This window comes from Arenimonas caeni, from assembly GCF_003024235.1.
Lineage (GTDB): Bacteria > Pseudomonadota > Gammaproteobacteria > Xanthomonadales > Xanthomonadaceae > Arenimonas > Arenimonas caeni.
The window spans coordinates 123,454-148,847 of the sequence record NZ_KZ679089.1; the positions used below are offsets into that span (position 1 = coordinate 123,454).

Annotated in this window: 26 protein-coding genes and 1 pseudogene; 18 read left to right on the forward strand and 9 right to left on the reverse strand. The window is 70.9% G+C overall.

Annotated features, from left to right (window positions below):
* The first annotated feature begins 59 nt into the window (after positions 1 to 59).
* Positions 60 to 1,268, forward strand: coding sequence for a WD40/YVTN/BNR-like repeat-containing protein (locus tag C6N40_RS07950; RefSeq protein ID WP_162782146.1), 1,209 nt, complete (start codon positions 60 to 62; stop codon positions 1,266 to 1,268).
* Positions 1,269 to 1,278: 10 nt separating this feature from the next.
* Complete coding sequence (locus C6N40_RS07955) at positions 1,279 to 3,777, forward strand: efflux RND transporter permease subunit (RefSeq protein ID WP_106990486.1); 2,499 nt, start codon at positions 1,279 to 1,281, stop codon at positions 3,775 to 3,777.
* A gap of 76 nt (positions 3,778 to 3,853) precedes the next feature.
* Here C6N40_RS07955 and C6N40_RS07960 read toward each other — a convergent pair whose 3' ends face one another.
* Positions 3,854 to 4,741 (reverse strand): DMT family transporter, encoded by an 888-nt coding sequence (locus C6N40_RS07960; RefSeq protein WP_106990487.1) that lies wholly within the window; start codon positions 4,739 to 4,741, stop codon positions 3,854 to 3,856.
* Positions 4,742 to 4,901: 160 nt separating this feature from the next.
* Here C6N40_RS07960 and C6N40_RS07965 point away from each other — a divergent pair, with 160 nt between their 5' ends.
* Positions 4,902 to 5,354, forward strand: a complete 453-nt coding sequence (locus C6N40_RS07965) for a hypothetical protein (RefSeq protein WP_162782147.1) — start codon at positions 4,902 to 4,904, stop codon at positions 5,352 to 5,354.
* Positions 5,355 to 5,412: 58 nt separating this feature from the next.
* Here the strand turns inward: C6N40_RS07965 and C6N40_RS07970 are convergent, their stop codons facing one another.
* Positions 5,413 to 6,309 (reverse strand): phosphoribosylaminoimidazolesuccinocarboxamide synthase, encoded by an 897-nt coding sequence (locus tag C6N40_RS07970; protein WP_106990489.1) that lies wholly within the window; start codon positions 6,307 to 6,309, stop codon positions 5,413 to 5,415.
* Between the two features lie 83 nt (positions 6,310 to 6,392).
* Here C6N40_RS07970 and C6N40_RS14440 point away from each other — a divergent pair, with 83 nt between their 5' ends.
* From C6N40_RS14440 to rpe, 3 genes are read left to right on the forward strand one after another with little or no spacing between them, the layout of a single operon-like run.
* Positions 6,393 to 6,749 carry a c-type cytochrome gene (locus tag C6N40_RS14440; RefSeq protein ID WP_240183479.1) on the forward strand — a complete coding sequence of 119 codons (357 nt, stop codon included), beginning with the start codon at positions 6,393 to 6,395 and terminating at the stop codon, positions 6,747 to 6,749.
* Positions 6,746 to 7,072 carry a J domain-containing protein gene (locus tag C6N40_RS07980; RefSeq protein ID WP_106990490.1) on the forward strand — a complete coding sequence of 109 codons (327 nt, stop codon included), beginning with the start codon at positions 6,746 to 6,748 and terminating at the stop codon, positions 7,070 to 7,072. Before C6N40_RS14440 ends, C6N40_RS07980 begins: the two co-directional genes overlap by 4 nt.
* 7 nt (positions 7,073 to 7,079) lie before the next feature.
* Entirely contained in the window at positions 7,080 to 7,748 is a 669-nt protein-coding gene (rpe, locus tag C6N40_RS07985; RefSeq protein ID WP_106990491.1) for a ribulose-phosphate 3-epimerase, read from the forward strand.
* Positions 7,749 to 7,775: 27 nt separating this feature from the next.
* On the opposite strand, the pseudogene C6N40_RS14650 reads toward rpe, so the two are convergent.
* From C6N40_RS14650 to C6N40_RS08000, 3 genes and pseudogenes are all read right to left on the reverse strand, one after another.
* Positions 7,776 to 8,372: pseudogene (locus tag C6N40_RS14650) on the reverse strand (class GN sortase); the annotation flags it as partial.
* 23 nt (positions 8,373 to 8,395) lie between these two features.
* The gene (locus tag C6N40_RS07995) at positions 8,396 to 8,578 is read right to left on the reverse strand and encodes a hypothetical protein (RefSeq protein WP_106990492.1); all 183 of its coding nucleotides are present in this window, start codon (positions 8,576 to 8,578) and stop codon (positions 8,396 to 8,398) included.
* A 119-nt stretch (positions 8,579 to 8,697) separates the two neighbouring features.
* A complete protein-coding gene (locus C6N40_RS08000) occupies positions 8,698 to 10,716 on the reverse strand; it encodes a marine proteobacterial sortase target protein (RefSeq protein ID WP_162782148.1) in 2,019 nt (672 codons plus the stop codon).
* 142 nt (positions 10,717 to 10,858) lie between these two features.
* Here C6N40_RS08000 and pdsR point away from each other — a divergent pair, with 142 nt between their 5' ends.
* The 11 genes from pdsR (at position 10,859) to C6N40_RS08055 (ending at position 21,905) form a co-directional block, all read left to right on the forward strand.
* Positions 10,859 to 11,548 (forward strand): proteobacterial dedicated sortase system response regulator, encoded by a 690-nt coding sequence (gene pdsR / locus C6N40_RS08005; protein WP_106990513.1) that lies wholly within the window; start codon positions 10,859 to 10,861, stop codon positions 11,546 to 11,548.
* A gap of 7 nt (positions 11,549 to 11,555) precedes the next feature.
* A complete protein-coding gene (locus C6N40_RS08010; protein WP_106990494.1) occupies positions 11,556 to 13,565 on the forward strand; it encodes an ATP-binding protein in 2,010 nt (669 codons plus the stop codon).
* Positions 13,566 to 13,713: 148 nt separating this feature from the next.
* Positions 13,714 to 14,343 carry a hypothetical protein gene (locus C6N40_RS14060; RefSeq protein ID WP_162782149.1) on the forward strand — a complete coding sequence of 210 codons (630 nt, stop codon included), beginning with the start codon at positions 13,714 to 13,716 and terminating at the stop codon, positions 14,341 to 14,343.
* A gap of 202 nt (positions 14,344 to 14,545) precedes the next feature.
* Entirely contained in the window at positions 14,546 to 16,021 is a 1,476-nt protein-coding gene (gene trpE / locus C6N40_RS08020; protein WP_106990495.1) for an anthranilate synthase component I, read from the forward strand.
* A 58-nt stretch (positions 16,022 to 16,079) separates the two neighbouring features.
* Complete coding sequence (locus C6N40_RS08025) at positions 16,080 to 17,771, forward strand: sensor domain-containing diguanylate cyclase (RefSeq protein ID WP_106990496.1); 1,692 nt, start codon at positions 16,080 to 16,082, stop codon at positions 17,769 to 17,771.
* Positions 17,772 to 17,837: 66 nt separating this feature from the next.
* The gene (locus C6N40_RS08030) at positions 17,838 to 18,305 is read left to right on the forward strand and encodes a lipocalin family protein (protein WP_106990497.1); all 468 of its coding nucleotides are present in this window, start codon (positions 17,838 to 17,840) and stop codon (positions 18,303 to 18,305) included.
* Positions 18,306 to 18,449: 144 nt separating this feature from the next.
* Positions 18,450 to 19,037 (forward strand): anthranilate synthase component II, encoded by a 588-nt coding sequence (locus tag C6N40_RS08035; protein WP_106990498.1) that lies wholly within the window; start codon positions 18,450 to 18,452, stop codon positions 19,035 to 19,037.
* 23 nt (positions 19,038 to 19,060) lie between these two features.
* A complete protein-coding gene (trpD, locus tag C6N40_RS08040; protein WP_106990499.1) occupies positions 19,061 to 20,095 on the forward strand; it encodes an anthranilate phosphoribosyltransferase in 1,035 nt (344 codons plus the stop codon).
* Between the two features lie 2 nt (positions 20,096 to 20,097).
* Positions 20,098 to 20,454, forward strand: coding sequence for an antibiotic biosynthesis monooxygenase family protein (locus tag C6N40_RS08045; RefSeq protein WP_106990500.1), 357 nt, complete (start codon positions 20,098 to 20,100; stop codon positions 20,452 to 20,454).
* Complete coding sequence (gene trpC / locus C6N40_RS08050) at positions 20,451 to 21,239, forward strand: indole-3-glycerol phosphate synthase TrpC (RefSeq protein ID WP_106990501.1); 789 nt, start codon at positions 20,451 to 20,453, stop codon at positions 21,237 to 21,239. The genes C6N40_RS08045 and trpC overlap by 4 nt, the downstream gene beginning before the upstream one ends.
* A gap of 3 nt (positions 21,240 to 21,242) precedes the next feature.
* A complete protein-coding gene (locus C6N40_RS08055) occupies positions 21,243 to 21,905 on the forward strand; it encodes an HAD family hydrolase (protein ID WP_106990502.1) in 663 nt (220 codons plus the stop codon).
* 9 nt (positions 21,906 to 21,914) lie between these two features.
* On the opposite strand, the gene C6N40_RS08060 is transcribed toward C6N40_RS08055, so the two are convergent.
* The gene (locus tag C6N40_RS08060) at positions 21,915 to 22,373 is read right to left on the reverse strand and encodes a GNAT family N-acetyltransferase (protein ID WP_106990503.1); all 459 of its coding nucleotides are present in this window, start codon (positions 22,371 to 22,373) and stop codon (positions 21,915 to 21,917) included.
* Between the two features lie 3 nt (positions 22,374 to 22,376).
* Complete coding sequence (gene crp, locus C6N40_RS08065) at positions 22,377 to 23,072, reverse strand: cAMP-activated global transcriptional regulator CRP (RefSeq protein WP_106990504.1); 696 nt, start codon at positions 23,070 to 23,072, stop codon at positions 22,377 to 22,379.
* A gap of 159 nt (positions 23,073 to 23,231) precedes the next feature.
* On the opposite strand from crp, the gene speD reads away from it, so the two are divergent.
* Complete coding sequence (gene speD, locus C6N40_RS08070) at positions 23,232 to 24,026, forward strand: adenosylmethionine decarboxylase (RefSeq protein WP_106990514.1); 795 nt, start codon at positions 23,232 to 23,234, stop codon at positions 24,024 to 24,026.
* Positions 24,027 to 24,155: 129 nt separating this feature from the next.
* Here the strand turns inward: speD and coq7 are convergent, their stop codons facing one another.
* Together coq7 and C6N40_RS08080 are read right to left on the reverse strand one after the other, a co-directional pair.
* Complete coding sequence (coq7, locus tag C6N40_RS08075) at positions 24,156 to 24,800, reverse strand: 2-polyprenyl-3-methyl-6-methoxy-1,4-benzoquinone monooxygenase (RefSeq protein WP_106990505.1); 645 nt, start codon at positions 24,798 to 24,800, stop codon at positions 24,156 to 24,158.
* Positions 24,797 to 25,394, reverse strand: a 598-nt coding sequence (locus tag C6N40_RS08080) for a (Fe-S)-binding protein (RefSeq protein WP_275887157.1), incomplete at its 5' end; no start/stop codon positions are given. The genes coq7 and C6N40_RS08080, both read right to left, overlap by 4 nt.

A 25,394-nucleotide genomic window follows, 5' to 3' on the forward strand; every position in this document is an offset into this window, starting at 1 on the left:
GAAAGGGCGCGGCTGCGTTAATGGCCCCGCGCGTGCCGGGGCAGGGGCAGGAGGACACAATGCCGAGCAAGTTGATCACCCGCACGCGCCTGGCCGGCGCCCTGGCGCTGGCGCTGGCGCTGCCGTTGGTGGTGCAGGCGCAGGACGACGGCGCGGCCGACGAGGTCGCGGAAACCACCGAATTCGAAATGGCCGACGAGGCCACGCCCGCCGGGGGCGAAGGCGCCGCGACCGAACCCGGCGCCGGCACGCCGCCGGCCGACCCGGCCACCCTCGACGCCGAGATGATGCCGCGCGCGAGCCGCTCGCTGCTGCTGGACGTGGTGCAGACCGCCGCCGGCTACTTCGCCGTCGGCGAGCGCGGCCACATCCTGGTCTCCGACGACGGCGCCGACTGGCGCCAGGCGCCGGTGCCGACCCGATCCAACCTCACCACCATCGCCAGCACCAACGGCGTGCTCTGGGCCGGCGGCCACGACGGCGTGATCGTGCACTCCACCGACGGCGGCCAGACCTGGACCCGTCGCCGTGTGCAGACCTGGACTCCCGACTACGCCGACCCGCTCGACGGCGTGCCGGTGATGGACATCCACTTCACCGACGGCATGAACGGCTTCGCGGTCGGCGCCTACGCGATGATGCTGGTGTCCGCCGACGGCGGCGTCAGCTGGGAGCCGCGCCAGATCCTCGGCTACGAGGACGATGAGGCGGTGCAGGACGAGGCCCCGGCGGACGAGTCTTCCCCGGCCGACGACTGGACCTTCGACGCCTCCGACCTCGAGCTCGAGGCCGAGGCCGACCCGCACTTCTACGCCATGGCCCAGGCCGGCAACGGCGCCCTGGTGATCGCCGGCGAGCGCGGCACCTTCCTGCGCTCGTTCGACGGTGGTGAAACCTGGGAGCGCAAGCGCCTTCCCTACGAGGGCTCGATGTTCGGCATCCTGGCCTGGGAGGAAGGGCACCTGCTGGCCTACGGGCTGCGCGGCAACGTGCTCGAGTCGCACGACCTGGGCGAATCCTGGACGGCGGTCGACACCGGCGTCGGCACCTCGCTGATGGGCGGCCATGCGCTGCCCGGCGGCGGCGCCATCCTGGTCGGCGCCAACGGCGTGGTGCTGCACCGGCCCGACGGCGACTCGCCGTTCACCGAAACGCGCTTCGAGATGGCCAGCGGCGAAACGCCGAACCTGACCGGGGTCATGCCGGCCGGCGACGCCGGCTTCATCGTGGTTGGCGACAAGGGCGCCGGCCAGTTCCGCCCGCAGTAAGGGAGTTTCCATGAGCCTGCCCAACGCCCAGCCCGGCCCGTTCGCCCGCTTCGCCGAGAACATCGTCTTTGCGAACCGGCCGGTCATCCTGGTGCTGTTCGCGATCATCACCGTGGCGATGCTGTATTTCGCCAGCCAGCTCAAGGTGGACGCCGGCTTCAAGAAGCAGGTGCCGCTGCAGCACGAGTACATGCAGACCTTCCAGGATTACGAACTCGAGTTCGGCGGTGCCAACCGCGTGCTCGTGGCCGTGATCTCGAAGGACGGCGACATGCTCGACCAGCAGTTCATGGCCACGCTGGAGAACGTGACCAACGAGGTCATCAACCTCGACGCCACCGACGACGCCCGCGTGCGTTCGCTGTTCACCCCGAACGTGCGCTTCATCGAGGTGGTCGAGGACGGCCTTTCGGGCGGCAACGTCATCCCGCAGACCTTCACCCCGAACGTCGAGGGCTTCCAGGCCTACGACGAGGACTACGAGCAGATCCGCAGCAACATCATCAAGGCCAACATCGTCGGCCGGCTGGTGGCCAAGGACTTCTCGGGCGCGATGATCTGGGCCGACCTGATCCCCGAGTCGGACGTCAACAAGCTCGACTACCAGCAGGTGGCCGACCAGTTCGAGGCCATCCGCCAGAAGTACGAGGACGAGAACCACACCGTCCACATCATCGGCTTCGCCAAGATGGTGGGCGACATCAGCGACGGCGCGCGCTCGGTCATCAACTTCTTCGCGCTCACCATCGCCTTCACCTGGCTGCTGCTGTTCCTGTACTCGACCTCGGTGAAGCTGGCCTCGCTCACCGTCGCGGCGGCGCTGGTCTCGGTGGTGTGGATGCTCGGCGCCCTGCAGCTGATGGGCTTCGGCATCGACCCGATGAACATGCTCACGCCCTTCCTGATCTTCGCCATCGCGGTCAGCCACGGCGAGCAGATGATCAACCGCTTCCGCGGCGAGATCTTCTTCGGCGGCCTCGAGGAAGGCACGGTCGACGAACTGCGCGCACGCGCCAAGGACGCGGTCGAGCCGCTCGAGGCGGCCCGCCTGTCCTTCCGCATGCTGCTCATCCCGGGCACCGTGGCGCTGCTGGCCGGCTGCATCGGCTTCGGCGCGATCATGGTCATCCCGATCGACATGGTGCGCGAGCTGGCCATCACCGCCACCGTCGGCGTGGCCCTGACCATCCTCACCGACCTGGTGCTGCTGCCGGTGCTGCTGAGCTACACCCGCCTGCGCAACATCGACCGCAAGCGCGAGTTCCGCCTGCGCCAGCTCACCCGCTTCGACCGCATCTGGGCGGCGCTGTCGCGGCTGAGCCGGCCGAAGATCGCCTACACCGTGGTCGCCATCGGCCTGGTCGGCTGGTTCTTCGCCTGGCAGCACGGCAACAAGGTGATGATCGGCGACGCCCAGCAGGGCGTGGCCGAACTGCATGCCGACGCGCGCTACAACCAGGACGCGGTGCTGATCTCCGAGCGCTTCGCCCTGGGCGTCGACATCCTCAACGTGATCGCAGAAGCCGGTCCCTCGGCCTGCACCACCTCCTACGCCGCCATGGAGCTGATCGACCGCTTCGCCTGGCACATGGAGAACGTCGAGGGTGTCGAGCAGGTGATCACGCTGCCGGCCGCCGCCAAGATCGTCAACGCCGGCTGGAACGACGGCCTGGCCGCCTGGCGCGTGCTGCCGCGCGACCCGGACACGCTGCGCCAGGCGACGCAGAGCTTCGAGACCGACTCGGGCCTGCTCAACGAAGACTGCAGCGCGATGCCGATCACCATCTTCACCTCGGACCACCGCGCCACCACCATCGACCGCGTGGTCGCGGCGGTGAAGGAGTTCCGCGAGCAGAACAACGCCTACACCGAGGGCAACCTGCGCGTGCAGCTGGCCGAGCGTGCGCTCGAGGAGCCGGGCTTCGCTCCCGACCAGGTGAACCTGCGCCTGGCCACCGGCAACGTCGGCGTGATGGCGGCCACCAACGACACCGTGCGTGAGTCCGAGCACACCATCATCTACCTGCTGTACGCGGCGGTGTTCGTGATGTGCCTGCTCAGCTTCCGCAGCCCGCTGTCGGCGCTGTGCATCCTGCTGCCGCTGGTGCTGGTGACCGAGCTGGGCCACTCGCTGATGGTCGAGCTCGACATCGGCATGAAGGTCAACACGCTGTGCGTGGTGGCCCTGGGCGTTGGCATCGGCGTGGACTACGGCATCTACATCTTCGCGCGCATGCGCGAGGCGATGCAGACGCCGGGCCGCACGCTCTCGGAGAGCTACTTCATCGCGCTCAAGACCACCGGCATCGCGATCTTCTACACCGCGCTGACCCTGGCGGTGGGCGTGGCGATGTGGATCTTCTCCGACCTCAAGTTCCAGGCCGACATGGGCATCATGCTCACCTTCATGTTCGTGGTGAACATGGTCGCCGCGATCATCTTCCTCCCGGCGCTGTGCCGCCTGCTGCTGCGCCCGGGCGAGAAGGACACCTGGACCCCGCGCCTCTGATCCACGCGTGTCGCTTCACCGGGAAGGCGGGCTTCGGCCCGCCTTCTTTTTTTGCCGCGCAAATCCGCGGCAAAAATCAAAGCTCTTCGGCGACCGGCGCAGGCCGGGACTTGGCCTGGGAGCGCAGGGCGATCAGCAGGATGCCGGCCAGGGTCATGGCGCCACCCAGCCAGAGCCGGGGCCCGGGCCGGTCGCCCCAGAAGGCGATGCCCAGGGCCGAGGCGAACACCGGCGTGAGCAGCAGCCAGGGCATCACCTTCGCCACGGCGTGCCGTTGCACCAGCGAGTAATAGAGGCCGTGGCCGATCACCGAGGCGACGATCGCCGCGTAGGCGATGCCGGCCCAGGCCGTGCCGGAAAGCGCGCCCAGCGTCGCCAGCGCACCGGGCTCGAGCCAAAGGCTCAGGCCCAGCAGCGGCAGCACGCCCACCGCGGCGATCCAGGCCTGCATGCCGTAGCGCGTGACCCCGCCCAGGCCGCGCATCAGCACCGTGCTGACCGCCAGGAAGAACGCCGAGGCCAGCATCAGCGCCAGTGAAGCCGGGTGGTCGAGCACCAGCGGGTCCATGCCCAGCACCAGCACGCCGGCGAAGCTGAGCGCGATGGCCGTGCCCGTGCGCCAGGCGAAGCGTTCGCCCAGCACTGCCCAGGCCAGCAGCACCGACATCGGCACGTAGCTCTGCATGACGATGGCCGGCGAGCTCAGGTCGCCGGCCAGCTTCAGGGCCCAGAAGCTCAGGCCGAAGTGCAGCACGCCGGTGCTGATGCAGATCGCCAGCAGCCGCGGCCACTGCCCGGGCGCCGGTCGTCGCAGGAAGGGCGCGAGCAGCAGTACCAGCAGCACGAGCCGCAGCGCGGTGAACAGCAGCGGCGGCAGTTCGCGCAAGGCCAGCGCGGAGCCGAGGAAATTGCCGGCCCAGGCCAGGCAGATCAGCAGGGCGATCAGGATGTCGCGCAGGGGCATCGGCAGGACCAGGCGGGGCGGCGGGCCATTATCGCCGCTCCGGCGCCGGTGCTTGCCACGGAAGGCCAACCCGGGCCAAAGTCCCCCGGCGCGATGCGCATCTATTCAATGAACGGGGAGGTTCGTGATGGAAATGGCGGCAATTGGTGGAATGCTGGTGGTGTCCCTGCTCTTCATCGTGGTGGGCCTGCTGGTTGCAGCGCTCATCCTCAAGCTTTCGGTGCGCATCGCCGCGGGTTTCCCGGCGGGCTACCTGCGCTCGCTGGGCACGGTGGTGGTGGCGGGCATCCTGGGCTTCATCGTCAACTTCGCGCTGAGCATGGTGCTCGGGATCGGCAGTGGCGCGATGGGGGCGGGGGATTCGGAAGCTGCCGCGGTCGCCATGGCCGGCGCGGGCCTGGCCTTCCTCGGCATCAGCCTGGTGGCGAACTTCCTGATCAACGCGTTCTGCGTCAACCTGATAATCAAGCGCCCCGACGGCGGTTCGATCGGCTTCGGCCGTTCGCTCCTGGTCGTGCTGGTCTACATGATCATCCTGGTCGTGATCGGCATCGTCCTCGGCGTGGTCATGGCGATGCTGGGCATCGGCGCGGCCAGCCTGGCAGGCCTCTGAGGGATCGGCATCACCCATGCGCGGGCGCCCCGGCACCCGCGCATTTTCCGTCGGCGGCTCAGTCGAGCCGCAGGTCCGCCAGTCGCTCCAGGGCCTCGGCGTACTTGGCGCGCGTGCCTTCGATCACCTGCGCCGGCAGGCGCGGGCCGGGCGCGGTCTTGCCCCAGTCCAGGGTCTCGAGGTAGTCGCGCACGAACTGCTTGTCGTAGCTCGGCGGACTGTTGCCCACCTGGTACTGGTCGGCCGGCCAGAAGCGCGAGCTGTCGGGCGTGAGCAACTCGTCCATCACGTGAAGCACGCCGTTGTCGTCCAGGCCGAACTCGAGCTTGGTGTCGGCGATGATGATGCCGCGCTCGAGCGCGTAGGCGGCCGCGAACTGGTAGATCTGCAGCGTGGCGGCGCGGATCTGCTCGGCCAGCTCGGCGCCGACCTTGGCGACCATGGTGTCGAAGCTGATGTTCTCGTCGTGTTCGCCGACCGCGGCCTTGCTCGACGGAGTGAAGATGGGCTGCGGCAGCTGCTCGGCCTGGCGCAGGCCCGTCGGCAGGCGGATCTCGCAGACCGCGCCGGTGCGCTGGTAGTCCTTCCAGCCGCTGCCGATCAGGTAGCCGCGCACGATCGCCTCCACGGGCACCGGGCGCAGGCGCTTGGTGACCACCGAGCGGCGCGCGTACAGCGAGGCGTCGGTGCCCGGCGGCAGGACGCCCGCCACGTCCTCGTGGGTGAGGTGGTTGGGCACCAGGTGGGCGGTCTTGTCGAACCAGAAGTTGCTGATCTGGCAGAGCATCTCGCCCTTGCCGGGGATCGGGTCGGGCAGCACCACGTCGAAGGCCGAGAGGCGGTCGGTGGCGACCATCAGCAGGCGTTTCCCCGGCAGCTCGAACACGTCGCGGACCTTGCCGCGGTGGAGCAGGGTGAGACCGGGAAGATCGGCGGTATGCAGGGTGGTGGGCACGGGCGCCTCGGGTCACTGGACCGGGCCGGGCATTGTACGGCCGTCACGGCCCGAGTGCGCGCCCCGCTGGTAGAATCCCGCGCATGTCCCGCCATGCCCTGGTCCTCGCCCTCGCCCTGGTCCCGCTCGCCGCCTGCGCCGACGGCCAGCCCCCGGCCGCCGCGGCCGCCACGACGCCCGACGGGACGCCCGAGCGCCCGGCCAAACTCGGTCTGTGCACCGCCTGCCACGGCGAAGACGGCACCAGCCGCACCGCCGGCACCCCGCACCTGGGCGGCCAGGACCGGCTCTACCTCGAGCGCGCCCTGGCCGACTACCGCAGCGGCAAGCGCCAGCACGTGCCCATGACCAGCCTGGCCAATGCCCTGCAGCCGGCCGACATCGAGGCCCTGGCGGCCTGGTATTCGGCCCGGCCGGGCTTCGCCGGGAGCGTGCCGTGAGGTACTACGGCAAGGTGCTGGGCTTCATCGCGGGCTGGCTGCTGCTGCGCCATCCGGCCGGCGCCGTGCTGGGCCTGCTGGTGGGGCACGCCTTCGACGCCGACTGGTTCCGGGCGAAGAAATACGACCCCTATGCCGTGCTCGGGCTGACGTCCGAGGCCAGCGAGGCCGAGATCGACCGCGCCTACCGCCGGCTGATCACCCAGTACCATCCCGACCGCCTGGGCGGCGTCGCCGAGGAGCTGCGCAAGCAGGCCGAGGAGAAGGCGCGCGAGATCAACCGGGCTTACGACCAGATCAAGAAACTGCGCTCGCGCAACTGAGGCCGCCATGTCGAACTGCATCATCGCCCCGTCCATCCTGTCCGCGAACTTCGCCAAGCTGGGCGAGGAGGTGGACGCGGTGCTCGCCGCCGGCGCCGACTGGGTGCACTTCGACGTGATGGACAACCATTACGTGCCCAACCTCACCATCGGCCCGCTGGTGTGCGAGGCGCTGCGCAAGCACGGCGTCACCGCGCCGATCGACGTGCACCTGATGGTCAGGCCGGTCGACCGGATCGTGCCCGACTTCGCCGCCGCCGGCGCCAGCCTCATCAGCTTCCACCCGGAGGCCAGCGAGCACGTGCACCGCACCATCCAGCTGATCAAGTCGCTTGGCTGCCAGGCCGGCCTGGTGCTCAACCCGGCCACGCCGGTCGAGGTGCTCGACTACGTGCTGCCCGAGCTCGACCTGGTGCTGCTGATGTCGGTCAACCCGGGCTTCGGCGGCCAGGCCTTCATCCCCTCGGCGCTCGACAAGCTCAAGCGCGTGCGCGAGCGCATCGACAAGCTGGGCAAGCCGATCCGCCTGGAGATCGACGGCGGCGTGAAGGCCGACAACATCCGCGCGATTGCGGAGGCCGGCGCCGACACCTTCGTCGCCGGCTCGGCCATCTTCAACGCGCCCGACTACGCCGACGTCATCGCCCGCATGCGCGCCGAAGTCGCCGCCGCCTGAGGAAAGCGGGCTGAGGGTGACGAGGTAGCGCAGCGGCCCGCGCGGGGCGGTGGCGTCGAAGGGCCAGCAGGTGACGAGCACGAGCTGGTCGGGGCCGGTGGCGAGCCGATGGCTGCGGGCGTCGGCCACCTGGGTGGCGGTGACGACGTAGTCGCGCGGGCCCTGCGGGGTTTCCAGGCGCAAGGCGTCGCCGTCGCGAAGGTGCCGCAACCATTCGAAGTGCGTATCGCGATGGCCGCTGAGCACCACCGTGCCCGGCGTGCCGGGCCGCGCGCTCGATTCCGCCCAGCCCGGGCCAAAGGCCAGCGTGCGGCCGCTGTCGCCGGCCAGCACCACCTGCGAGATGCCCAGCCGCGGCGCGGCGATGTGCGCCACGGCGTGCGTGTCGGCCCAAGGCCAGGGCCGGTGCGGGCCGCCTTCGGCCAGCGAACGCTCCCAGGCCGACTGCAGCAGCAGCTGTGCCAGGGCCGCCTTGGCCGGCAGCCAGGCGGCCTGCGCCGCCATCGTCGCCGCCGCCAGCAGCAGGCCCAGCCCCAGCCAGCGCCGGGCCGGCGCCAGCGTGCCGCGCAGGCTGCGCGGCAGGGGGCGCCGCGATGGTGGGACTTCCGTGTCCCGAGGGTGCATCCGTGATGCGGTCGCGGCGAAGTTCACGGCGCCTCCTGCGCCGTCCGGGGAGGAAGCAGGGGCAGCGGCCGGCGCAGCAGCAGCGGGCTGGCGTCGGCGGGCAGGAAATGCCAGTGCATGTGCTCGAGGGCGCGCTGGGTGGAGCGGGCGCGCGGTTCGGGCGCGGGCGTGGGGAAGTATTCGCGGTGTTCGACGATCAGGACCATGGCGGGCTCCTTGGGGGTGGTCGCGCCTGGAGGCGCTCCTACAGCGGTTCGGCGGGGGTTCGCATCAGCACGAGCAGGGCGGTGCAGGCGAGGAAGGCGAGCAGTCGGGTGGCCATGGCTCAGCTCCGGGTGCGCAGCACGGCCAGGCCGCCAAGCGCCAGGGCGAGCGCGAGCAGCAGTTCGCGGGTCCAGCCGGTGCTGCCCTGGGCGAAGGCCAGGCTGCCGGCCGGGGTGGCGTTGGACAGGCGGGTGCTGCCCAGCTCCGCCTGGCGCGGCCGGGCCGGCGTGCGGTCCACCGCCACCAGGCTGGTGTAGGTGCTGACCAGGCCATGCCGCAGCGCGACATCGACGATGGCGGGCTTGAGGCTTTCGATGTCGCCGCCGCGACGGACCTCGTCCTCGAGCGAGTCGATGCGGGCGCGCGCCCACAGCCGGCCGATGCCCGGCGCCGGCGTCGCCTTGCTGCCGTCGAGCGAGACGCGACGCACCCAGGGCTGCGGCGTCAGGCCGCGCACCGTGGCCACGCCATCGAGCGAACCCAGCCTGGCCACCACCTGCAGCGCCTCGCCTTGGTAGAGGTCGGGGATGCGCGCCGGATAGGCCTCGGCCACGCCCGGCCAGTCCACGGCCACATCGCGCATCGCCGGCCGGTCGAGCTTCGCCAGCAGCGCATCCATCTTCTCGGCGACCTCGTTGACGTCGCGCACCACGATGCCGGTGCCGCGCCCGGACTCGGCGGCCTTGCGCAGGAAGTGGCCGTTGGGCGCGCTGCCGATGCCGACCGGGAACAGGCGCGCGTCGCCGCGTTCGGTCTCGATCAACTGCAGCAGCTCGTCCTCGTTGCCGATCGCCGCGTCGGTGGCCAGCACCACCTGGCGCAGGAAGCCTTCTGGGGCCGTCCCGGCGAAGGCCGCGCGCAGCGCCGGCAGCATCCGCGTGCCGCCTTCGGCCTGCAGCGAGCGCACGAAGGCGCGGGCCCGGGCCACGTTGCCCGGCTGCGCGGGCACGGCTTCCGGGAAGAGCAGGTCGAAGCTGTCGTCGAAGCGGATCACGTTGAAGCGGTCGCCCGGGCGCAGCCGCGCCAGCGCGCGGTCGGCGGCTTCGATCGCCTGCGCCATCGAGGCGCCGGACATCGAACCGGAGTTGTCGATGACCAGGACCAGTTCGCGCGGCAGCGGCGCCACCGGCAGGGTCGGCGGCACCAGCATCAGCAGGGCGAAGTCCTCGCCGCCGATGCGGTCGGTGAACAGCGCGCTGCGCGGCGCCTTGCTGGGCACGGGCTCCCAGCGCAGTTCAAAGTCGCGGTCGCTGGCTTCGACGAGGTCGGCCAGCGTGACCCGGTAGGTCGGGCCTTCGGCCCAGACCGTCACCGCGTGGGAGGGACTTTCTAGGCGCTGCAGCGGCAGCCCCGGCACGATCTCGGCGCTCAGCGCCACGGTCGGCGGCAGCGCGCCGCCGGCGTCCGTGCCTGAGGCCACGGCCGGCAGCGCCTCGGCCAGGGCGGGGTTCGCGTCGGCCATCGCGCGCATGGCCAAGGGCGTCTCGGGATCGGGCGCCGGCGTGTAGCGCGGCGTCAGCGTCAGCGGCAGCCCGAGCGAGAACTCGCCGTCGCGGTAGTGCACCGGCTGCCAGTAACGCACCTCGATCTCGACTTCCTCGCCGGGCCCGATGTTGGCCACCGCGGTCTGGAACAGGTTGGGGCGGTTCTGCTCGACCAGGCTGGCGCGCTGGCCGGCGGCGGCCGCCGCCTCGTACACCGCCCGCGCCTCCTGCTTCTCGCGGATCTCGCCCTCGACCAGGCGCTCGCCAATGCGCAGCGTGAGCCCGCCGACGGCGGCGTTCTCCGGCAGCGGCAGCAGGTAGCGGCCCTCGCGCCACTGGCTGCTGTCGTTGCGGTAGGTCTGGCGCACCGACACCTCGGCCAGCAGGCCGTGCACCTGCATGTGCACGGTGGTGTCCATGGCGAGGCTGGCGACCCAGCGGCCCTCGTGTTCGAACACCAGCCCTTCCGGCTCCTCGCCGGCGTGGGCGGTGGCGGCGGCCAGCAGCAGCCCCAGCGTCGCCAGCCAGGCGGCGACGAGGCGCGGGCGACGCAGGGAGCGGAAGAAACGGGGCTTGCGGGTGATGCGTTCGCTCATGGCGGCTCTCCGTGGTGGCAGTGCCATTGCAGGCCCGTCGGCGGCCGCCGGCGGGGCCGACCCGGGGCAGGGCGCGGGCAAGTTGTGGCAATTGCCGGGCAATGCATTGCCGGCCCGCGGCGGCTGCCCTAGGCTGGCCGCCATGTCACGCACCGTCGCCATCGTCGAGGACGAACCCGCCATCCGCGCCAACTACGCCGAGGCCCTGCGCCGGCATGGCTACGAGGTGCAGCCGCACGCCAGCCGCGCCGAGGCGCAGGCGGCGTTCTCGCTCAGGCTGCCGGACCTGGTGATCATCGACGTCGGCCTGGGCGACGAGCCCGAGGGCGGCTTCGACCTGTGCCGCGAGCTGCGCGCGCGCTCGGCGACGCTGCCGATCCTGTTCCTGACCGCGCGTGATTCCGACTTCGACGTGATCTCGGGCCTTCGCCTGGGCGCCGACGACTACCTGAGCAAGGACACCAGCCTGCCCCAGCTCACCGCCCGCATCCACGCGCTGTTCCGGCGCATGGACTCGCTGTCGGCGCCGCGGGCGAAGGAGCAGGTGTTCCGGCTGCGCGGCCTGACGCTCGAGCTCGAGCGCATGCGCGTGACCTGGGAAGGCAACGAGGTCGGGCTCACCGTCACCGAGTTCTGGATGGTGCACGCGATGGTGCGCTACCCGGGCCACGTCAAGAGCCGCGAGCAGCTGATGCGCGAGGCGCAGGTGGTGGTGGACGACGCGACCATCACCTCGCACATCAAGCGCATCCGTCGGAAGTTCCAGGCGCTCGACCCGGGCTTCGACGAGATCGACACCGTGCACGGCGCCGGCTACCGCTGGCGCGCCTGAGCCCGGCATGCGCATCCGCACCAAGCTGGCGCTCGCGGCCCTTTCGATCCTGGCGCTGCCCTGGGCCGGCTGGCAGTTCGTGCAGCGCATGGAAACCCTGCTCCGGCAGGGCCAGGAGCAGGCCCTGCTGGCCTCGGCCGAGGCGCTGGCGCGCGGCATCGCGGTGCGCCCCGGCGGGCTGCCGCCGGCGGGCGAGAGCTGGCACGTGCACCGGCTGGAATTCGCGCCGCGGCTCGACGGCCAGGTGGACGACTGGCGCGGCGCCGCCGACGCGCCGCTGGCCTTCGGCGCGCCGCGGCCCTGGCTGCGCGTGGTGGCCGGCCGCGCCAACGAGCGGTTGCATCTGTGGATCTCCGTGGACGACGCCAGCGCCCAGCGCGGCGAGGCGCACTGGCCGGGCGACCTGGAGTTCGACCGGCTGCAGCTGTCGCTGCTTGGCCGCGCCGGCGAACTGGAGCTGCGCCTGGCCAACAGCGAAAGCGGTCCGCTGAAGGTGTCCGGCGCCGACGGCCTGCCGCCGCCGGTCCGGATCGAAGGCCATTGGCGCGAGCGCGCCGGCGGTTACGACGTGGAGCTGGCGCTGCCGCAGGACTTCAGCGTGCGTGGCCTGGGCATCGGGGCGCGCGACCTCGATGCCGGCGGCACGCGCCGCGTCGCCGGCACGCTCGCCGCCGACGGCACGCCGCGACGCCTGCCGCTGCACGGCTACCTCGGTTCGCTCGAGCCGGTGCTGCTGGCGCTGGCGCCCGAGGGCATGCGCGTGCGCGTGGCCGACCGCGAGGGCTGGGTGGTGGCGCGCGCCGGCGCGCTGCGCGCCGACCCCACCGACGAGGACATCCTGCCCTGGCGGCGCGCGCTCTACCGCACGCTGCTGTTCCGCGACATCGGCGCCGCCAGCACCGAGGTGCCGGAAGCGCGTCGCCTGGTGCGCGCGGAGCTGGCGCAGGCGATCGCCGGCGAGCCGGCCGTGGCCTGGCGCCGCGACCCGGGCGGCGCCCGCCTGTTGCTCTCGGCCGCCGTGCCGCTGGAGGTCGAGGGCCAGGTGCGCGGGGCGGTGCTGCTGGAGCGTTCGAACTCCGAGGTGCTGGTGCTAACCGACCAGGCGCTGTCGGGCCTGCTGGGCGTGAGTGCGGTGGCCTTCCTGGCCTCCGGCGGCCTGATCCTGCTGTTCGCCGGCCGGCTGGGCCAGCGCATCCGCCGCCTGCGCGACGCCGCCGAGCGCGCGCTCGATCGCGAAGGCCGCGTCACGCCCTTCCCGCGCACGGACGCCCGCGACGAGGTCGGCGACCTCTCGCGCAGCTTCGCCCGCCTGCTCGACCAGGTCGCCGCCTACACCGACTACCTGCGGACCCTGGCCGGCAAGCTCTCGCACGAACTCAACACGCCGCTGGCGATCGTGCGCACTTCGCTCGACAACCTGGAACATGCCTCGCTCGAGCCCGAGGCGCGCGCCTACGTCGGCCGCGCCCGCGACGGCATCGAGCGCATGGGCCACCTGGTGCGCACGATGAGCGAGGTGACCCGCATCGAACACGCCATCGAAGCCGCCGAGGCCGAAGAGGTCGACCTGCGCGCCCTGCTGGCCGACTGCGCCGAGGCCTACCGCGGCCTGCTGGCGCCGCGCGAGCTGCGCCTGGACCTGCCGCCCGGGCCGCTGCGGCTGCGCGCCGCCCCCGAGCTGGTGGTGCAGGCGCTCGACAAGCTGGTCGACAACGCCCGCGGCTTCACGCCCGAGGACGGCTGGGTGCGGCTGTCGGCGCGGGCCGGGCCGAACGGCGTACGCATCTCGCTGGCCAACCGCGGCCCGACCCTGCCCGCCGCGATGCGAGGCCGCCTGTTCGACTCGCTGGTCAGCCTGCGCGATAAAGGCCAGCGCGGCGAAGGCGCCGCCCACCTGGGCTTCGGCCTGTACGTGGTGCGCCTGGTCGCCGACCTGCACCGCGGCCGCGCCGAAGCCCACGACCTGCCCACCGGTGACGGCGTCGAATTCACCCTCCACCTCCGCGGCATGCCCTGAACCCCGCCGCCTTTGTAGGAGCGCCTTCAGGCGCGAAGCTTTTGCCTCATCTTCTGTGTCGACTCGCGACCTTCACGAGTGGAGGCGCCGTGCCTTCGCCCCGGCCGACACGCCGTGAACCCATCCATGGGGCTCGTCGGCGACGTCCATGTCGCCGACGGTCGGCCGGGGCGAAGGCACGGCACCTCCTCGAACCTTTCGTCGTGGCCGAAGGGAAATCAAAGGCAAGAGCGAAAGCAAAGGCAAGAGCGAAAGCAAAGGCAAGAGCGAAAGCAAAGGCAAGAGCGAAAGCAAAGGCAAGAGCGAAAGCAAAGGCAAGAGCGAAAGCAAAGGCAAGAGCGAAAGCAAAGGCAAGAGCGAAAGCAAAGGCAAGAGCGAAAGCAAAGGCAAGAGCGAAAGCAAAGGCAAGAGCGAAAGCAAAGGCAAGAGCGAAAGCAAAGGCAAGAGCGAAAGCAAAGGCAAGAGCGAAAGCAAAGGCAAGAGCGAAAGCAAAGGCAAGAGCGAAAGCAAAGGCAAGAGCGAAAGCAAAGGCAAGAGCGAAAGCAAAGGCAAGAGCGAAAGCAAAGGCAAGAGCGAAAGCAAAGGCAAGAGCGAAAGCAAAGGCAAGAGCGAAAGCAAAGGCAAGAGCGAAAGCAAAGGCAAGAGCGAAAGCAAAGGCAAGAGCGAAAGCAAAGGCAAGAGCGAAAGCAAAGGCAAGAGCGAAAGCAAAGGCGTCGAATCCGCCCAGTTGCTGAGAGTGCCTTGGCTCTTCAATCTCGCCGAAATGCTTCGTCCCTGAAGGCCGCCCGCTGAAGTCGGAGCGACGCGGCGGCGCCACTACGGTGGTGTCCCGGCCGGANCGGCGGCGCCACTACGGTGGTGTCCCGGCCGGAAGGGCCAGCGCGGGCAAAAGCATCGCGCCTGAAGGCGCTCCTACAGGGGGGGGCTCCCCGCACGGGGACCTCGTTATACTCGGGGGCCGTGCCAAAGCAGGTCATTGCGTGATTTCCGCCGATCAGTTCCAGGCCCTTGCCCGGGCCGGCCACAACCGCATTCCGGTCGTGCGCGAAGTGCTTTCCGACCTCGACACGCCGCTGTCGGTCTACCTCAAGCTGGCCGACGGGCCGCACACCTACCTGTTCGAGTCGGTGGAAGGCGGCGAGAACTGGGGTCGGTATTCGATCATCGGCCTGCCGGCGCGGCGCACCTTCACCTTCCGCGGCAACACGCTGGAAGTACGCGAGCATGGCGAACTCGTCCAGACCCGCGAGCTCGACGACCCGCTCGCCGAGGTCGACCGCCTGCGCGCCTCGTACACGGTGCCGCGCATCGAAGGGCTGCCGGGTTTCACCGGTGGCCTGGTGGGCTATTTCGGTTTCGAAACCATCGGCTGGATCGAGCCGCGCCTGGCCGGCGGCGACAAGCCCGACCAGCTGGGCACGCCCGATGCCCTGCTGATGCTCAGCGAGGAAGTCGCGGTCTTCGACAACCTCAAGGGCCGGCTGTACCTGGTGGTGCACGCCGACCCCGGCGAGCCCCAGGCGTACGCACGGGCCGTGCGCCGGCTCGACGAGCTGGTGCACCGGCTGCGCCACTCCGGTCGCAGCTACCCCGACGTGCTCGACCCGTCGCTGCTGGGCGAACAGGACTTCGTCTCCGGCTTCACCCGCGAGGGCTTCCTGGCGGCGGTGGAGCGCTGCAAGGAATACATCCGCGCCGGCGACATCTTCCAGGTCGTGATCAGCCAGCGCATGAGCGTGCCCTTCCGCGCCCGGCCGGTGGACGTCTACCGGGCGCTGCGCGCGCTCAACCCGTCGCCCTACATGTACTTCCTCGATCTCGGCGGCACCCAGGTGGTGGGCAGCTCGCCCGAGATCCTGGTGCGCCTGCAGGGCGGTGAGGTCACCGTGCGGCCGATCGCCGGCACGCGCCCGCGCGGCGCCACGCCCGAGGCCGACGCGGCGCTCGAGGCCGAGCTGCTGGCCGACCCGAAGGAGCGCGCCGAGCACCTGATGCTGATCGACCTGGGCCGCAACGACGTCGGCCGCGTCGCCGAGCCCGGCAGCGTCACCGTGCCGGACCGTTTCATCATCGAGCGCTATTCGCACGTGATGCACATCGTCAGCGAGGTGCGCGGCCGGGTGCGCGACGGCGTGGGATTCGCCGACGTCATCAAGGCCACCTTCCCGGCGGGCACCGTGAGCGGCGCGCCCAAGATCCGCGCACTCGAGGTCATCCGCGAGCTCGAGCCGGTCAAGCGCAACATCTATTCCGGTGCCGTCGGCTACCTCAACTGGTGGGGCGACGCCGACACCGCCATCGCCATCCGCACGGCGGTCATCCAGGACGGCCGCCTGCACGTGCAGGCCGGCGCCGGCATCGTGCACGACTCCGATCCCGTGAAGGAGTGGGAGGAAACGCTGAACAAGGGCCGCGCCTTGTTCCGCGCCGTGTCCCAGGCGGCCGGCGGGCTCTGAGGGCGGCCGGGTGGCGTCGGGACGGCTCATAAACCGCTTCCGACCGCGCAGCGCCGGTTTGCGGCGTTGGCTGGGCCTGACCTACGGCCTGCTGGCGGTGGTGCTGGTGGCGCTGCTGGCCTGGCGGGTGGAGCGGGTGGCCACCGACAGCCTGGAGAAGGACATCGGCCTGCGTCTGGAGGCGCGTGCCCAGGCGCTGGCGGGGCGGCTCGACCGCGGCCTGTTCGAACGCCTCAACGACATGCGCGCGCTGGCGCTGCTGCCGGGCGTGGACGATCCGGTGGCCAACGAGGACACGCTGCGAGACCTGTTCGACCTGATGCAGCTCAACTACCCGGACTATGTCTGGATCGGCGTGGCCGATTCACAGGGCCGGGTGATGGTGTCCAACCGCGGCCTGCTCGAGGGCGCGGATGTCTCGCAGCGGCCCTGGTTCCAGGCCGGGCGCAAGGAGCCCTTCGTGGGCGACCTGCACGACGCCGTGCTGCTGTCGAAGCTGGTGTCCGCGCCGGGGGGCGAGCCGCTGCGGCTGGTGGACGTGGCCGCGCCCATCCACGATGCGCACGGCGTGGTGATCGGCGTGCTGGGCGCGCACCTGTCGTGGCGCTGGGCCGAAAACCTGGTGCGCGACCAGGTGGCGCCCACCCTGGCCAATGACCCGGTGGACGTGGTGTTCCTCAATGCCGATGGCCAGGTGATCCTCGGGCCCGAGGGCCTGGGCGGCACCACGCCGGGCCTGCCCAGCACCCGGGCCGTGCTCGGCGGCCAGCGCGGCGCGGTGCGCGAGACCTGGCCCGACGGCAAGGAATACCTCGTCGGTTACGTGCCGACCTCGGGCCACGAAAGCTACGGCAGCATCGGCTGGCGGGTGCTGGTGCGCAAGGAAGCCTCGCTCGCGCTCGAACCGGTGGCCGAACTGAGCCGGCAGATCTGGCTGGCCGCGCTGGTGTTGCTGTTGGCTTTCCTGTTCGTGTCCTCGCTGATGGCGCGCATGATCGGCACGCCGCTGCACGCGCTGGCGCTGGCGGCCAGGCGCATGCAGGCGCGCGAACCGGGGGCGAGCTTTCCGCCGGAACGTGGATACCGCGAAGCGCGCGAACTGACCGGCGCGCTGCGCAGCCTGGTCGATGACCTCACCACCCACGAGCAGGAGCTCACCGCGCTGACGACGCAGCTCGAGCAGCGCGTGCGCGAGCGCACCCAGGCCCTGAGCGACGCCAACGCCCAGCTCGAGGTGCTGGCGATGACCGATGCGCTCACCGGCCTGGCCAACCGCCGCCACTTCGGCGACCAGCTGGCGCGCGAGGCCACGCGCGCGGCGGAGAACGGCAAGCCGATCAGCCTGGTGACGATGGACATCGACCACTTCAAGGCCGTCAACGACCAGCACGGCCACCCGGCCGGCGACGCCGTGCTGCGGCACGTGGCCCTGGTGCTCGAGGAGCAGGTGCGCGGCAGCGACCTGCTGGCGCGCGTAGGCGGCGAGGAGTTCGCCGTGCTGGCCGTCGACACCGGCATCGTCGAGGCCGGCCAGCTGGCCGAGCGCCTGCGCAAGGCGGTGGAGGAATCGTCGCCGGTGTCGGTGGGCCGGGCCTCGCTGACGGTGACCATCAGCCTGGGCGTGGTGACCCGCCGCATCAAGCCGGGCGACCTGGCGCGGGCGCCGGAGCACCTGCTGGCCGCGGCCGACGACGCGCTGTACAGGGCCAAGCGCAACGGGCGCAACCGGGTCGAGGTGTCGGTGGGCTGAGGCCGGTGGCGGGGGCCGGCGGCGGTTTGCGTGGTGGCGGGGAACCCCGAATGCGGAGCCCGCGCCATGTCCATTTCCCAGTACTCCCGTCCGGCCAGCCTGGTGCCGGTCCTGGCCCTGCTCGTGGCCTGCTCGGCGCCGGTGGGTGCGGCCCCCGAGGTCGATGCCGTCTCCGATGCCGCCCCGGCCACTAACGCCGCCGCGCCGGTTTCATCCGGCTCGATCGTCGGCGAATGGAATCCGGACCCCTCGCTCTGCGCCGACAGCCGAATGACCTTCACCGCCGACGGCCGCCACGAAGCCCTGATGGACGACGGCGACGGCTGGCAGGTGCTGGCCGCCGGCCGCTACGAACTGGACGGCCGCACGCTGGTCATCCGCTTCGAAGGCGAGGTGCAGGAGCGCGAGGTGGTTTCGGTGGACGGGGAGGCGCTGGTGCTACGGCATGATGACGCCGCGCTGGCGGAGGTGACCGGGGGGTATGAGGTGACGCTGCATCGGTGCCCGGTGCGCGACGGAGGCCCGTCGGCCTGACCCCCGGCCGGGAACCGGCTATGCTTGGCCGGCCGCGCGCCGGCCACACCTTCCGCAACCGTGGGTATCCCAGTGGGTACCGCAGGCCCCGTCCTGCGGGGAGTTCGTGGCGGCCGCCCTGAAAACCTGATTCGCGGGCCGCCCATGCTGCTGATGATCGACAACTACGACAGCTTCACCTACAACCTCGTGCAGTACCTGGGTGAGCTGGGGCAGGACGTGAAGGTGGTGCGCAACGACGCACTCACCGTGGCCGAAATCGAGGCGCTGGCGCCCGCGCACATCGTCATCTCGCCGGGGCCGTGCACGCCGAACGAGGCCGGGGTGTCGCTGGAGGTCCTGGAAACGCTCTCGGGCAGGGTGCCGATCCTCGGCGTCTGCCTGGGCCACCAGAGCCTCGGCCAGGCCTTCGGCGGCAAGGTGGTGCGCGCCCGCACCATCATGCACGGCAAGACCTCGCCGATCCGCCACAAGGGCGTCGGCGTGTTCGCCGGCCTGCCGGATCCGTTCGAGGCCACGCGCTACCATTCGCTGGTGGTGGAGAAGGATTCGCTGCCCGACTGCCTGGAGGTTACGGCCTGGACCGAGAACGAAGACGGTTCGGTGGACGAGATCATGGGGTTGCGGCACAAGACCCTGGCGGTGGAGGGGGTGCAGTTCCACCCCGAATCGATCCTGACCCAGCACGGGCACGACATGCTTCGCAATTTCCTTGAGGGAAATCGCGCCTGAAGGCGCTCCTACAGAGAACAGCAATGCCGATCAAGCCGCAGGACGCGCTGCAGCGCGTGATTGAAAACCGCGAGATCTTCCACGACGAGATGGTCGACCTGATGCGCCAGGTGATGCGCGGCGAGGTTTCGCCCGTGCTTACCGCCGGCATCCTGGCCGGCCTTCGCGTCAAGAAGGAAACGATCGGCGAGATCGCCGGCGCCGCCAGGGTGATGCGCGAATTCTCCGCCAAGGTGGCCGTGCCCGACGCCCAGAACTTCGTCGACATCGTAGGCACCGGCGGCGACGGCGCCCACACCTTCAACATCTCCACCGCCAGCATGTTCGTGGTGGCCGCGGCGGGCGCCAAGGTGGCCAAGCACGGCAACCGCAGCGTCAGCTCCAAGTCTGGCAGCGCCGACGTGCTCGAGGCCCTGGGTGCGGTGATCGAGCTGCAGCCCGGGCAGGTGTCGGCCTGCATCGCCGAGACCGGCATGGGCTTCATGTTCGCGCCCATCCACCACCCGGCCATGAAGAACGTCGCGTCGGTGCGCAAGGAAATGGGCGTGCGCACCCTGTTCAACATCCTCGGGCCGCTCACCAACCCGGCCGACGCGCCCAACATCCTGATGGGCGTGTTCCACCCCGACCTGGTCGGCATCCAGGTGCGCGTGCTGCAGCGCCTGGGCGCGCGCCGCGCGATGGTGGTCTGGGGCCGCGACGGCATGGACGAGATTTCGCTCGGCGGCGCCACCCTGGTGGGCGAGCTGCGCGGCAACGAAGTGATCGAGTACGAGATCCACCCCGAGGACTTCGGCATCCCGATGGCCGCCAGCCGCAACCTGCGCGTCGAGGACCCGGAGCAGTCGCGCGCCATGCTGCTCGAGGCGCTCGACGGCAAGGACGGCCTGCCGCGCGAGATCGTCGCGCTCAACGCCGGCGCCGCGCTCTATGCCGCCGGCCGCGCGGTGTCCATCGCCGACGGCATCGCCCAGGCCCGCAAGGCGCTCGAGGGCGGCAAGGCCCGCGCCAAGCTCGACGAATTCGTCGCGGCCACCCGCCGCCTGGCCGGGAAGTGAGCATGCACGCCGAGCGCTTCGCCAAGACCCCGAAGCCGCCGTATTACGCGGTGATCTTCGCCAACCAGCGCACGCCCTCCGACCCGGACGGCTACGGCGCCGCCGCCGACCGCATGGTCGAGCTGGCCGCCGGCCAACCAGGCTTCCTCGGCATCGAAAGCACGCGTGATGCCGACGGTTTCGGCATCACCGTCAGCTACTGGGAAAGCGAGGCCGCCATCTCCGCTTGGCGCGCCCACGCCGAACACAGCGACGCCCGCCGCGAGGGCCGCGAGCGCTGGTACGAACACTTCGAGCTGCGCGTGGCCAGGGTCGAGCGCGCCTACGGCGGCCCGGCCAAGGCGGGGGAGGGCGCATGAGCGACGTGCTGCAGCGGATCATCGCCCGCAAGGTCGAGGAAGTGGCCGAGCGCTCGGCGCGCGTGCCGCTGGCCGAGCTCATCGCCCGCCAGGGGGATGCCCCGGTGCCGCGCGGTTTCGCCGCCGCCCTGCAGGCCCGGGTCGCCGCCGGCCAACCGGCCGTCATCGCCGAGGTGAAGAAGGCCAGCCCCAGCAAGGGCGTCATCCGCCCGGATTTCCACCCGGCCGAGATCGCTGCCAGCTACGAGCGCGGCGGCGCCGCCTGCCTGTCGGTGCTCACCGACGTGGACTTTTTCCAGGGCGCCGACGCCTACCTGCAGCAGGCCCGCGCGGCCTGCGCCCTGCCGGTGCTGCGCAAGGACTTCACCATCGACCCTTACCAGGTGCACGAGGCCCGCGTGCTCGGCGCCGACTGCATCCTGCTGATCGTCGCCGCGCTCGACGACGCGGCGCTGGCGCGCCTGGCCAACCTGTCGCTGGAGCTGGGCATGGACGTGCTGGTGGAAGTGCACGACATCGACGAGCTCGAGCGCGCGCTGCAGGTCGGCGCGCCGCTGCTGGGCATCAACAACCGCAGCCTGCGCACCTTCGAGGTGTCGCTCGACACGACGCTGGCGCTCAAGCCGGCGGTGCCGGTCGACCGGCTGCTGGTCACCGAAAGCGGCATCGCCACCCGCGAGGACGTGGCGCGCATGCGTGCGAACGACGTGCACGCTTTCCTGGTGGGCGAGAGCTTCATGCGCGCCCCGGACCCGGGCGCCGAGCTGGCGCGCCTGTTCGGCTGAGCCATGCCCGGCCGCGGCGCCACCGTCCTGTTCGATTTCGACGGCACCCTGGTGCGCGGCGACTGCGCCGCCGCGTGGCTGCGCGACCTGCTCGCCAGCCACCCGCTGCGGCGGCTGGCCGCCGGCCTGAGCTTCCCGGTGCTCAAGCCGGCCTTCGGCTGGTGGCGCGTGGCCTGGATGCCGGCCAGCTTCTACACCTGGCTGGCCACGGTGGGCCGCACCGACGAAGCCCTGGCCGAGGCCCGCGAGGACTTCCTGCGCGGCTGCGCGGCCCGCCGCGAGCAGCTGCTGATCACGCCGGCGGTGCTGCGCCTGCATGCGCACCTGGCGGCCGGCGACGAAGTGGTGATCGTCACCGGCGCCGAAGCCGGCCTGGCCCGCGCCCTCTGGCGCGCCCTGGGCCAGCCCGAGGTGCCGGTGGTGGGCTCGAGCGTGCGCCCGGCCCTGGGCGGCTACATCGGCGCCGAACACACGGTCGGCCCGCGCAAGCTCGTGGCCCTGGAGCGCGCCGGCATCCGCCCGCCCTTCGCCGCCGTCTACTCCGACAGCGCCATCGACCTGCCGCTGCTGTGCGAAACCGCCCGCCCGGTCCTCGTCCGACCCGACCCCCGCAGCCTCGCGGCCGTGCACAAGCGCCTGCGCGGCGCCTTCGAAACCATCCTCTGACCCACAGGCTCAGGCCCCGAGGCGCTTGAGGAAACGCAGGGCGCCTTCCTCGTAGCCGCAGGCGCGGTAGAAGGCGTGGGCTTCGCCGCGCTGGGCGCCCGAGGTGAGCTCGATGCGGGCCGCGCCGGCCTGGCGGGCGCGCTGCTCGGCCTCGCGCAGCAGGCGGCGGCCGATGCCGTGGCGTTGCTCGCCGGCGGCCACGGCCAGCGCGGTGATGCGGCAGGTGGGCCCGCCCAGCGGCAGGTAATAGCGGATGTCGAGGGCCAGCAGACCCACCAGGCAGCCGTGGCGGTCGGCCACCAGCACCTGCTGGCCGGGCTCTTCGGCCACCGCGCGCAGGCGGGCGGCGGCCTCGTCGCGGTCGCAGGCGTAACCGAGCACGGTCAGCAGGCTTGCGACGCCGGTGGCGTCCTGCGCGGCGGCCGGCCGCACCAGCAGGGTGTCGTGGCCAGTCGCCGAGGTCGCCACGGTTCAGCGCGTGCCGTAGACGACGACGGTCTTGCCGCGGGCGTGCAGCACGCCCTGCTCCTGCAGCTGCTTGAGCACCCGGCCGGCCATCTCGCGGCTGCAGCCGACGATGCGCGCGAGCTCCTGGCGGGAGACCCGGATCTGGGTGCCCTGCGGGTGCGAGAGCGCGTCGGGCTCCTGGCACAGGTCGTGCAGCGTGCGCACGATGCGGCCGCTGACGTCCATGAAGGCCAGGCGGCTGGCCTTGCGGTTGGTGTCGAGCAGGCGCTTGGACAGCTGCAGGCCGATGGCGTAGAGGATGCGCGGGCACTCGGCCTGCAGCGGGCCGCTGAACAGCTGCAGCAGGCGCTCGTAGTTGATCTCCGCCAGCTCGCAGGCGACGCGGGTGCGCACCACCACGGCGCGGGCGTCGGCCGCGAAGAACAGGCCCATCTCGCCGATGAACTCGCCGGCGTTCACATAGCCAAGGATCAGCTCGCGGCCGTCGGCTTCCTCGCTGATCACGCTCAGCGAGCCGCTGACCACGTAATACAGGGAGTTGGCCGGGGCGCCGGGGCGGAACACGTCGGTGCGCGAGGAGTAGCGCCGGCGGTGGCAATGGTCCAGGAACCGGTTCATCGTCGCCGCGTCGGGCGCCAGCGGGCTGTTGACCAGCTTCGGCGGCTGGATCGCGAAGGGCGAGTTGCTGTCCTGCGCCATGGCTGGCCTCGGGTGTCCTTGAAGCGTTCAGCTTAGGCCGGCAGGGCCGGCGGGGCAATGCCGGGCGGGCGCCCCGGGCCATGGTTTCCCCCGGGGGGTAGATGCCCCATAATGCGCCCCCTTCGCCGCTCCACCCCCTCCGAACACGGGAACGCCATCGTGGTCAAGCCGCTTCCGCGCCTCAGGCTCCAGGGTTTCAACAACCTGACCAAGGCCCTGAGTTTCAACATCTACGACGTCTGTTACGCCGTCTCGGAAGAGCAGCGCCAGCGCTACATCGAGTACATCGACGAGGCGTACAACGCCGAGCGCCTGACGCAGATCCTCACCGAGGTGGCGCGGATCATCGGCGCGAACATCCTGAACGTGGCCCGCCAGGACTACGACCCGCAGGGTGCGTCGGTGACGATCCTGATCTCCGAAGAGCCGGTGATCGACAAGAAGCAGGCCGGCAAGGAGATCATCTCCGACGCCGTGGTCGCGCACCTGGACAAGTCGCACATCACCGTGCACACCTATCCGGAGACGCACCCGCACAACGGCATCGCCACCTTCCGCGCCGACATCGACGTGGCGACCTGTGGCGTCATCTCGCCGCTCAAGGCCCTGAACTACCTGATCGAGTCCTTCGAGTCCGACATCGTGGTGATGGACTACCGCGTGCGCGGCTTCACCCGCGACGTGAAGGGCAGGAAGCACTACATCGACCACAAGATCACCTCGATCCAGGACTTCCTGTCCAAGCCGATCAAGAGCAAGTACGAGATGATCGACGTCAACGTGTACCAGGAAAACCTGTTCCACACGAAGATGCATCTCAAGGAGTTCGACCTCGACACCTACCTGTTCGAGGAGAAGGCCAAGAACCTGGGCTTCAAGGACCGCATGCGCATCGAGCAGCAGCTCAAGCGCGAGATCGTCGAGCTCTTCAACGGCCACAACCTGACCGACTGAGGGTGTTGCCCAGGCAGGCCTGGGCAACCCCAAGGCTTGCTTCGCAAGCCTTGGGCCCCGACCAGGGGCTTCCATACCCCCATTCTCGCTGCGCGCGAATCGCCCCCTGACTCAGGGGGCTTTTCGTTTTCAGGCCCGGTAGGCGACGGCCTTCATGAGCCTGGAGGTCAGGGCCATCAGGCGCGGGATCGGCTGGGGCAGGATGCGGGCGCCGGCCTCGAGGGCGTTGTCGGCGTGGCGGGCCTCGTCGTCCTTCATGGTGCGCAGGATGGCGCGGCTGCGCTCGTCGCCGGGCGGCAGGGTCTGCAGGTGTTCCTCGAGGTGGGCCTCCACCTGGCGCTCCGTTTCCACCACGAAACCCAGGTTCCAGCCGTCGCCGCGAAGGCCCGCGGCCAGGCCGATGGCATAGCTGCCTGCGTACCACAGCGGGTTGAACAGGCTCGGCCGGCTGCCCAGCTCGTCCAGGCGATCGGCGCACCAGGCCAGGTGGTCGGTTTCCTCCTGGGCGGCGTGCTGCAGGTGGGCGCGCGTGGTTTCGTCGCGCGCCACCACCGCCTGGCCCAGGTACAGGGCCTGGGCGCAGACCTCGCCGGTGTGGTTGATGCGCATCAGGCCGGCGGCATGCCGGCGTTCGGACTCGTCCAGCGGCGGGTCGCGCAGCTCGCCGGCGGGGTTGGGGCGCTCGGCGAAGGCCCGGCCCAGCGTGGTGCCCAGGGCGTGCTGGGCCTCGATGATCAGGCGGTCGATGGGGCTGAAGTGGCGGGTCGCGCTCATGCCAGGTGCTCGGCCAGGAAATCGATGGGATGTCGGACCGCGATTCTAGTCCCCCCGGCGAGATGGAGGCGGCAGCCGATGTTGGCCGACAGCAGTTCGCTGGCGCCGCTGGCGGCCAGGGCCTCGAGCAGGGGCGCGCGCAGGGCGGCGGCGCGGTCGGGTTCGGCGAGCTGGTGCAGGCCGGCGGCGCCGCAGCAGCCGGTGTCCGGCAGTTCCACCAGGTCCAGGCCCGGAATGCGCGCCAGCAGGCGGCGCAGGGCGGCGTCGCTGCGCACCACGTTGCGCTGGGTGCAGGGCAGGTGCAGGGCCACGCGGCGGCTGGCCGGGCGGAAGGCGAGGGCATCGGCCACGCGATCAAGCGCCACCAGGGCGTCCTCGACCGCGGCAACGCCGTCCAGGGAGCGCGCCAGCGTGTCCTGGCAGCCGCTGGCCAGGCACAGCACCCGCGCCTGGCCGGAGAAGGCGGCGCGGTTGGACGCGGCAAGCGCCTGGGCGCCATCGGCATCGCCGGCGTGGGCCGCGGCGGCGCCGCAGCAGCCCTGGCCGGCGGGTTCGGTGGTGGCGATGCCGGCGGCGGCCAGCAGCCGGGCCAGC